The following is an 8,769-nucleotide window of genomic DNA, read 5'->3' as shown; positions in this document are numbered from 1 at the left end:
GCCGCCGTGGAACCACAGGTTCTCCTGTTGGGTCGGCTTCCACATATTGCGTTGTTCGCCCTCCCACGGGCCGGGATCCTTGGCGGTATCGGAGCCCAGCCCCCACACCTTGCCGACCTTGTCGGCGACGTCCTGGCCGATCAGATCGGCGGCCCAGCCGTTCATCGAGCCGAACCCGGTGGCGTAAACCACCACATCGGCGGGCAGCTCGGTGCCGTCGGCCAGGACCACCGAGTCCTCGGTGAGCCGGTCGACCTGACCGTGCGCGAGTTTGATGCTGCCGTCGGCGATCAGGTCGCAGGCTCCGACGTCGATGTAGTAGCCCGAACCGCGGCGCAGGTATTTCATGAACAGCCCGGAGTCGTCGTCACCGAAGTCCAGGTCGAATCCGGCGGCTTCCAGCCGCGCGTAGAAGTCCTTGTCGCGGCGGCGGATCGCGTCGTAGACCGGGCGCTGGAAGTCCGCCATGATCCGGTAGGGGAGCGACGCGAAAGTCAGGTCGGCCTTCTCGGTGGTCATCCCCGCGGCCACGGCACGTTCCGAGTACAGATCGCCGAGGCCGATGTCCATCAGTGAATCGGACCTGACGATGTGCGTCGAGGAACGCTGGACCATGGTGACGTCGATGTCGTTCTCGCACAACGCCTTGCAGATGTCGTGTGCCGAGTTGTTCGAGCCGATCACGACGGCACGTTTGCCGGTGTACTGATCCGGCCCGGGATGGTGGCTGGAATGGTGCTGGTCTCCGCGGAACACCTCCTGGCCGGGCAGGGTCGGGATGCTGGGCTTACCCGACATCCCGGTCGCGAGCACCAGATGGGCGGGCCGCAGCGTGAGGTGTTCGCCGTTGCGGTTCACCTCGACGGTCCAGCGCTGGTTGGCCTCGCTATAGGACGCGGACAGGCAGGTCGTCGAACTCCAGTACGGCACCTCCATGACCCGGGTGTAGAACTCCAGCCAGTCGCCGATCTTGTCCTTGGGCGCGAATACCGGCCAGTTCTGCGGGAACGGCAGGTAGGGGAGGTGGTCGTACCAGACCGGGTCGTGCAGGCACAGCGACTTGTAGCGTTTACGCCACTGGTCGCCGGGGCGTTCGTGCTGGTCGACGACGATGGCGGGCACGCCGAGTTGGCGCAGCCGCGCGCCGAGCGCGATGCCACCCTGCCCGCCGCCGATCACCACGATGTAGGGCTGCTCGTCATAGCCCAGTGTCAGTTCCTCGTCGAGTCGTTTCTCCGACCAGGAGCGGGTGTCGACGTCGGAGCCGTGTACCGCACCGAGCACCCGGGTGGCGCCCTGGCGTTCCTCGTGGCCCTTGAGCTCCTGCAGGGTGGTGAGCAGGGTCCACCCCTCGTCGTCGCGCAGCCGCAGGTGGCCCTTGCCGCGGCCGACCGCGGTCTCGAATTCGATGAACGCCGAGGTGACGACGTGCTCGCCGTCGAGATCATCGGTCGGGGTCTCCGCGGTTCGGAACCCGGACGGATCGGTGTCGTGCAGGCGCTCGGTGAGCATGCCCGCGATGCCGTCGCGGCCTTCGACGGTCTTGAGGTTCCAGGTGAACGCCACCAGATCACGCCAGAAACTGTCGACGGCGAACTTGTCCACCACCCGGGCGATGTCCCGGTCGGCCAGGGCGGATTCGAAGTCGGCCAACCAGGCGTCGACCCGTTCCTGCGGTGACATGGTGGCCAGCGGTGGGGCACTCGTCTGTGTCATGTGAGTCAGCCCACACCATGGTCAAGCACCCCGCCAAGGGTTGCACGGGGTTGCAGTGCGCCCGACGTTTGAGACCGCAACCTCTTGCAACCCTTACGTCGCGCACGGCGGCCGCCTAGAACTGCCACCATGAAAGCAGCTGTCTACTACGGACCGAACAAGGTCGAGATCGCCGACGTCCCGGAGCCGCGACCCACCGCGGGCACCGTCAAGATCAACGTCGGGTTCAACGGAATCTGCGGCACTGACCTGCATGAATACTATGCCGGTCCGATTTTCGTGCCGACCGAGCCGCATCCGCTGACCGGCAGACAGCTCCCGCTGACGATGGGCCACGAGTTCTCCGGGACCATCACCGAGGTCGGTGCGGGCGTCACCGACTTCGCGCCGGGGGACCGGGTCGCCGTCGAACCGATCTATCGCTGCGGGCATTGCGTCCCGTGCCGGTCCGGAACCTACAACGTCTGCCGGCAGATCGGCTTCCACGGGCTGATGTCGGACGGCGGCATGGCCGAATACACGGTGGTGCCGACCGACATGCTGCACCGGCTGCCCGACAACGTCTCCCTCGAACTCGGCGCGCTGGTCGAACCGATGTCGGTGGCCTATCACGCCGCGACGCTGGGCGAGGTGGGTCCGCCGCACACCGCGGTGATCTTCGGGGCCGGACCCATCGGGATCGGGCTGTGGTTCGCGCTCCGCGGCAAAGGCCTGGACTCGGTGTTCGTGTCCGAACCCGCGCCGACGCGGCGCGCCGCGATCGAGGCGCTCGGCGCCAAGACTCTCGATCCGACCCAGGTCGACGTGCCCGCGTTCATCGCCGACCACACCGACGGGCGTGGGGCGGATGCCGCGTTCGACGCCGCCGGGGTCACCGCCGCGATCGAGGCGGCGACCGCATGTGTGGGTGCGCGCAAACCGACCGTCAGCGTCGCGATCTACGAGAAACCGCTGCCCACCCCGTTGCTCAACCTGGTGATGAACGAGTCCCGGATCCAGGGCTCGCTGTGCTACACGTCGGCCGACTTCGAGGCGGTCATCGAGCTGATGTCGCGCGGGGGTTACGACACCACCGGCTGGGTGGCCCCGATCGGAATCGACGATGTCGTCGACGAAGGGTTCGAAGCCCTGCATGCGGGCACCAAGATGAAGGTTCTCGTCGACCCGAGTGGAGACCCGTCATGACACTGCGGGGAAAGGTCGCGCTGGTGACCGGCGCGGGCCGCGGCATCGGGCGGGGAATCGCACTGCGGCTGGCCCGGGACGGAGCCGATGTCGCACTCGTCGACGTCGTGGCTGACGGCATCGACGCGGTGGCCGGCGAGGTGACCACGATCGGTTCGAAAGCCACGACGTTCGTCGCCGACGTCAGTGACCGCGACTCGGTTTACGCCGCGGTCGAGCACGCGACCTCGGCGCTCGGCGGTTTCGATGTGATGGTCAACAACGCCGGCGTGGCGTCGGTCGGCCCGCTCGCCGACGTCACGCCCGCCGATGTGGCCCGGGTGTGGTCGATCAACGTCTACGGCGTGCTGTGGGGTATCCAGGCGGCCGCGGCCAAGTTCATCGAGCTGGGCCGCAAGGGACGGATCATCAACGCGTCGTCGATCGCAGGGCACGACGGGTTCGGGATGCTCGGCGTCTACAGCGCGAGCAAGTTCGCGGTGCGTGGGCTGACCCAGGCGGCCGCCAAAGAGTACGCGTCGGCCGGCATCACCGTGAACGCGTACTGTCCGGGCATCGTCGGTACCGATATGTGGGTGGAGATCGACAGGAGGTTCGCCGAGCTCACCGGCGCCGAGGAGGGGGAGACGTTCCGCCAGTACGTCGGCGGGATCGCGCTGGGCCGTCCGGAAACCCCCGATGACGTGGCCGGATTCGTGTCCTACCTGGCTGGGCCGGACGCCGGCTACATGACCGGTCAGGCCGGTCTGATCGACGGAGGGCTGGTCTATCGGTAGGGCGATTCGGCAGATCATTGTGACGTGGAGCACAATCGTGGGTGATGGCCGGATCGTCAGTACCTGAACCCGCGGTCGCGCCCGGCGACGACCCGCGGCGCTACGCCATGCTGCTGTCCGAGGTGTACGACGCGACCATGTCGGGTAGCCGCTCCCCGGCACGGCCTCGTTCGCTGATTGCCGATTCCTGGAATCGTTTACTGGGCAAGGGGATTGATCCCGATCATCACTCGCCGCCGGACGTGGACACCGGCGGGCTGGATATGCTGCGGCAGTCCTCGGGGCTGCTGGCGGTGCTCGACGACGTGTCGCGCGGGCTGGAGTCGGTGATCGACGAGGGTGAGAACATCCTGGTGATGGCCGATGCCACTGGCCGCGTGCTCTGGCGGTCGGGTTCGCCGCGGGTGCTCGGTTTCGCCGACCGGCTCGGCTTCACCGAGGGTGCGTCCTGGAGTGAGAGCGCGGTGGGCACCAACGGGATCGGCACGGCCCTGGCCTCCAACCGCGCCGTACAGATCTTCTCAGCCGAACACTTCCTGCGCAGCCACCATCCGTGGACGTGTGCCGGTGCCCCGATCCGGGACCCACGTACCGGGCACGTGATCGGGGTGGTCGACGTGTCAGGGCCCGCGCCCACCGTGCATCCGACCACCGTCGCACTGGTCGACCTGGTGTCGCGGCTGGCCGAATCGAAGCTGCGCGAGGCGCATGACCGCACGCTCAACCGGTTGCGGACGGTGTCGGCGCCGATCCTGGCCCGGATGGGCAGCCCGGCGCTCGCCGTGGACCACCACGGGTGGGTGGCCGCAGTGGACTCGTTACCGCTGCACAATCGAATCCTGTTGCCGGAGGATGGTATCCCTGGACGCGCGTGGATACCTCCGCTGGGGATGTGTGATGTGGAGTCGCTGCCGGACGGCTGGCTGGTCAGGGTGGCCGCGGATTCCGAGCCGGGCCCGGTACCGTCGCGGGTCACGCTCGATCTGAGCGACGGGAACGAGCCCTCCCTGGAGGTGGTGGGCGGTTTCGGCGGCTGGCGGCGCGGGATCTCCAGCCGGCACGCCGAGATCCTGCTGATCCTGGCCACCTGCCCGCGGGGACGCTCGGCGCCCGAGCTGGCCGATGACCTCTACGGCGACCGGTCCAGGGTGGTCACGGTGCGCGCCGAGATGTCGCGGCTGCGAAAGCAATTCGTCGGGATGATCGAAGGCAGGCCGTACCGGTTCGGCGATTCGGTGGAGGTCGAGGTCCGATATCCGCTGGACATGTCGACCCTGCTGACATCGTCGACGGCACCAGCCGTGTATGCGGTCCGCGGGATCCGTTGACCGTATAGGTTGGCGCGGGTGACTGAACAGGTCGATCTGGAAGAGACCGGGCTCCTCGACGGTATGGACGGTGCGGCGCGGTCGCAGCGCGCGGCGTTGATCGAATGGCTGCTGAGCCGCGGCATCACGGTCGACCAGATCAGGCATGCGGTCACGCCGATGTTGCTGGCCTCGCGCCGGGTCGCCGGCGACGACGGCAGCTACGTCTCGGCGCGCGAGGTCAGCGACGAGACGGGTATCGACATCGACCTGCTGCAGCGCCTGCATCGGGCGATGGGGCTGCCCGCGGTGGAGGACCCGGATGCGGCGGTGCTGCTGCGCGCCGACGCCGAGGCGGTCGGTTTCGCCCAACGGTTCATCGAACTGGGGATCGACGCGGACCAGATCGTGCTGATCACACGGGTACTCGCCGAGGGCTTGAGCCGGGCCGCCGAGGTGATGCGGTCCGCGGCGCTGGCAGCGGTGCTGGAGCCGGGTGCCACCGAACTGCAGACCGCGCAGGGCTCGGAGGCCCTGGTGGCCGAGGCGGCACCGCTGATCGGGCCGATGATCCAGGACATGCTGTTCGTGCAGCTGCGCCACGCGATGGAGACCGAGGCCGTCAGCTCGTCGGAGCGTGAGGAGGGCATGCCGGTGCCTGGCGCCCGGCTGGTCACGATCGCGTTCGCCGATATCGTCGGGTTCACCCGGCTCGGTGAGATGGTGGCGCCCGAAGACCTTGAGCGGCTGGCGAACCGGCTGGCCGAGGCGGCCCATGCCGTCGCGGTGCCGCCGGTGCGGCTGATCAAGACGATCGGTGACGCGGTCATGCTGGTGAGCACCGATCCGGTCGCACTGCTGCGGGCCGTGCTGACCCTGGTGGCGGGCACCGAAACCGATGACAGCTTTCCGCGGCTGCGGGTCGGGCTGGCGACCGGGCCTGCGGTGAGCCGGGCAGGCGACTGGTTCGGCAGCCCGGTCAACCTCGCCAGCCGAGTCACCGGGGCGGCGCGGCCCGGCAGTGTGCTCGTGGCCGCGTCCACCCGCGATGCGATCGGCGACGACGCCATGTTCTCGTGGTCGTTCGCCGGTGCGCGACGCCTCAAGGGCATCAAGAGCGATGTGAAACTCTTCCGCGCGCGCCTCACCTAGCACCGCGAGCGACCGTGTCTGTACATCGCCACGCCGCAGATGGTGTACCTCAACGGTCGCTCGCGGAGCCGGGCGAGCTTTATCGAATCTTCACAGAACGACTAGGGCTGCCATATCCGGTTCCGGCAGGCTCGAAGGTATGTGGAAACAGACAACTCTCGTCGCGGCCGGTGCCCTCGTCGTGGTCGCGGCAGCGGCCGGCTGCAGCGGCGACACCGCCGATCACGCCGCGACCAGCACAACCGCACCGGTCAGCGCGACAAGCTCGCCCGCGTCCGACGCGGCGGCGCACAACGACGCCGACGCGATGTTCGCCCACCACATGATTCCGCACCATCAGCAGGCCGTTGAGATGAGCGACATAATTCTGGCCAAACCGGGCATCGATCCACGGGTGACCGAACTGGCCACCCAGATCAAGGCCGCGCAGGGACCCGAGATCGAGCAGATGCGGGGGTGGCTCACCCAGTGGGGCAACCCGCCCATGCCGCCGATGGCCTCCGGGGATACCGGACACGGGGATATGGGCCACGGCGAGATGCCCGCCATGCAGGGCATGGTGGCGCCGGCCGATATCACGGCCCTGCGCAACGCCCAGGGTGTCGAGGCGGCCACGATGTTCCTCAACCAGATGATCGGTCATCACGAGGGTGCGATCACCATGGCGCAGGATGAGATCGACGACGGTCAGTACCCCGACGCCGTCGAGCTGGCCCACACGATCGTCACCACCCAGCAGGGTGAGATCGACACCATGCGCGGGATTCTCGGCACGCTTTAGTCCGCGACCGGCAGGGTGATCGTGAATGTGGTTCCGGTCGAGGAGCTTTCGGTCCGGACCCGGCCGTGGTGGGCTTCGACGAGCGCCTTGACGATCGCCAGCCCGATGCCCGACCCGCCGCGGTCGCGGTCGCGCGCGGTGTCGGCGCGGTAGAACCGCTCGAAGACGTGTGGCAGATGTTCGGCGGCGATGCCCTCGCCGGTGTCGGTGACGGTCAGTGTGACAGTGGCGTCGCGGGCGGCGGCGCCGATCGTCACCCGCCCGCCCGAAGGGGTGTGCCGCAGCGCATTGTCGAGCAGGTTGCCCAGTACCTGCCCGAGCCGGTGCGGGTCGGCCCACAGGTCGGGCAACGCGGCCTGCGGTACACCGACGTCCAGGGCGACTCCCTTGGCGGCGAACCGGTCCCGCGCCGCCGCCACCGCGGTCCGGATCACCGCATCCACCGGAACCGACACCGGATGGATCGTGGCTCCGCTGTCCTCGGCCTGGGCCAGTGCCTTCGCATCGTCGGCGAACCGGACCAGCCGGTGGGTCTGGGTCCGCAGCATCGACACCGTCTCGGGATCCAGGGTGCGTACACCGTCCTCGAGCGCCTCGAAGTAGGCCTCCAACACCGCGACCGGGGTGCGTATCTCATGGGCCAGGTCGCTGAACAGCCGCCGCCTGGTGCTGTCCACCGCCTCCAGCCGCTGGGCCATCCGGTTGAAGGAGCGTGCCAGCGAGTCGAAATCGTCACCGAGATGGGCCGGGGGCACCCGCGAGTCGTAGTGACCGTCGGCGATGGCGGTCGCGGCCTGCGCGACGTCGGTGACCGACCGCTGCAGCCGGCGGGTGACGTACCAGGTGACCACAAGGGCGGCCAGCACACACACGCACAATGCGACGCCGACCGAGATCGCGGTGGCGTACACATAGGCCTCTTCGGCGTGCATCTGCTCGGCCGAATCGCCCGACACACCGGCCCGGTGCAGGTGTTCGCGAAACAGCGGCGGGCCGACGAGTGCGGCCACCACCCCGATCGTCACGGCGCCCACGGCCAGCACCAGGGCCTGGGCCAGCAGCAGCCGGACGCCGATGCCGGGCCGGCGCGGCCCGGTCACTGCCCGGTGCCCATCCGGTAGCCGACGCCCCGGACGGTGATCACGTATCGCGGGGCGGCGGGGTCGTCGCCGAGTTTGCGGCGCAGGTGACCGATGTGAACGTCGACGAGGTGTTCGTTGCCGACATAGGTGGGCTCCCACACGGTTTCGAGGAGTTGGCGACGGCTCAACACCACCCCCGGTTGCCCGGACAATGCGGCGAGGACGTCGAACTCGGTGCGGGTCAGGGTGATCGGCTCGTCATCGAGGAACACCTGGCGGCCCGCGGTGTCGATGCGCAGTGCGCCGAACACCCTGGCGTCGGCCGTCGGCGACCCCTCGGGGGAGGAGGTGCGGGGCCTGCGGAGCATGGCGCGGATCCGGGCCACCAGCTCGCGGGGGCTGAACGGTTTGGTCACGTAGTCGTCGGCGCCCACCGACAGCCCGACGATGGTGTCCATCTCGGTATCGCGCGCGGTGAGCATCACCACGTAGGCGTCGGAGAAGGTGCGCAGCCTGCGGCAGGCCTCGACGCCGTCGACACCGGGCAGTCCGAGGTCGAGCACCACCACGTCGGGGTCGATCTCGCGGGCCAGCCGCAGCGCGTCATGCCCGTCGTGGGCGACGCTGACCTCGAATTGTTCGCGAGTGAGGTAGCTGGCGACGACCCCGGCCAGCCCGGCCTCGTCGTCTACCACGAGGGCCCGGTAGCCGCCTGGTGTTGCATCCACCCCCTTATGGTGCACGACACCCTCGATTCATACCCTAGGGGG

General features: G+C 68.5%; 8 protein-coding genes. 5 read left to right on the top strand and 3 right to left on the bottom strand.

The window, feature by feature from the left end; all coding sequences use genetic code 11:
• Nucleotides 1-1,716, bottom strand: a 1,716-nt coding sequence (locus tag ACWDTP_RS35250) for a flavin-containing monooxygenase (protein ID WP_450027862.1), incomplete at its 3' end; no start/stop codon positions are given.
• A gap of 129 nt (nucleotides 1,717-1,845) precedes the next feature.
• On the opposite strand from ACWDTP_RS35250, the gene ACWDTP_RS35245 reads away from it, so the two are divergent.
• The 5 genes from ACWDTP_RS35245 to ACWDTP_RS35225 all read left to right on the top strand — a co-directional run bounded on the left by ACWDTP_RS35245 (nucleotide 1,846) and on the right by ACWDTP_RS35225 (nucleotide 6,917).
• Nucleotides 1,846-2,901: a 2,3-butanediol dehydrogenase gene (locus tag ACWDTP_RS35245; protein WP_450027861.1), complete on the top strand. Its 1,056-nt coding sequence runs from the start codon at nucleotides 1,846-1,848 to the stop codon at nucleotides 2,899-2,901.
• Nucleotides 2,898-3,677 (top strand): acetoin reductase, encoded by a 780-nt coding sequence (locus ACWDTP_RS35240; RefSeq protein ID WP_450027860.1) that lies wholly within the window; start codon nucleotides 2,898-2,900, stop codon nucleotides 3,675-3,677. Before ACWDTP_RS35245 ends, ACWDTP_RS35240 begins: the two co-directional genes overlap by 4 nt.
• Nucleotides 3,678-3,721: 44 nt before the next feature.
• Entirely contained in the window at nucleotides 3,722-5,005 is a 1,284-nt protein-coding gene (locus ACWDTP_RS35235) for a GAF domain-containing protein (RefSeq protein ID WP_450027859.1), read from the top strand.
• Nucleotides 5,006-5,023: 18 nt separating this feature from the next.
• Nucleotides 5,024-6,136 carry an adenylate cyclase regulatory domain-containing protein gene (locus ACWDTP_RS35230; RefSeq protein ID WP_450027858.1) on the top strand — a complete coding sequence of 371 codons (1,113 nt, stop codon included), beginning with the start codon at nucleotides 5,024-5,026 and terminating at the stop codon, nucleotides 6,134-6,136.
• Between the two features lie 139 nt (nucleotides 6,137-6,275).
• A complete protein-coding gene (locus ACWDTP_RS35225; protein ID WP_450027857.1) occupies nucleotides 6,276-6,917 on the top strand; it encodes a DUF305 domain-containing protein in 642 nt (213 codons plus the stop codon).
• On the opposite strand, the gene ACWDTP_RS35220 is transcribed toward ACWDTP_RS35225, so the two are convergent.
• On the bottom strand, nucleotides 6,914-8,017 hold the full coding sequence (locus ACWDTP_RS35220) for a HAMP domain-containing sensor histidine kinase (protein ID WP_450027856.1): 1,104 nt from the start codon (nucleotides 8,015-8,017) through the stop codon (nucleotides 6,914-6,916). The two genes, ACWDTP_RS35225 and ACWDTP_RS35220, sit on opposite strands and share 4 nt — an antisense overlap.
• Nucleotides 8,014-8,727 carry a response regulator gene (locus tag ACWDTP_RS35215; RefSeq protein WP_450027855.1) on the bottom strand — a complete coding sequence of 238 codons (714 nt, stop codon included), beginning with the start codon at nucleotides 8,725-8,727 and terminating at the stop codon, nucleotides 8,014-8,016. The genes ACWDTP_RS35220 and ACWDTP_RS35215 overlap by 4 nt, the downstream gene beginning before the upstream one ends.
• Nucleotides 8,728-8,769: the final 42 nt, after the last annotated feature.

The organism is Mycobacterium sp. NPDC003449 (genome assembly GCF_053588415.1).
Note: the sequence above shows the minus strand (reverse complement) of the source record. Positions and strands in the feature narration are given on the sequence as shown.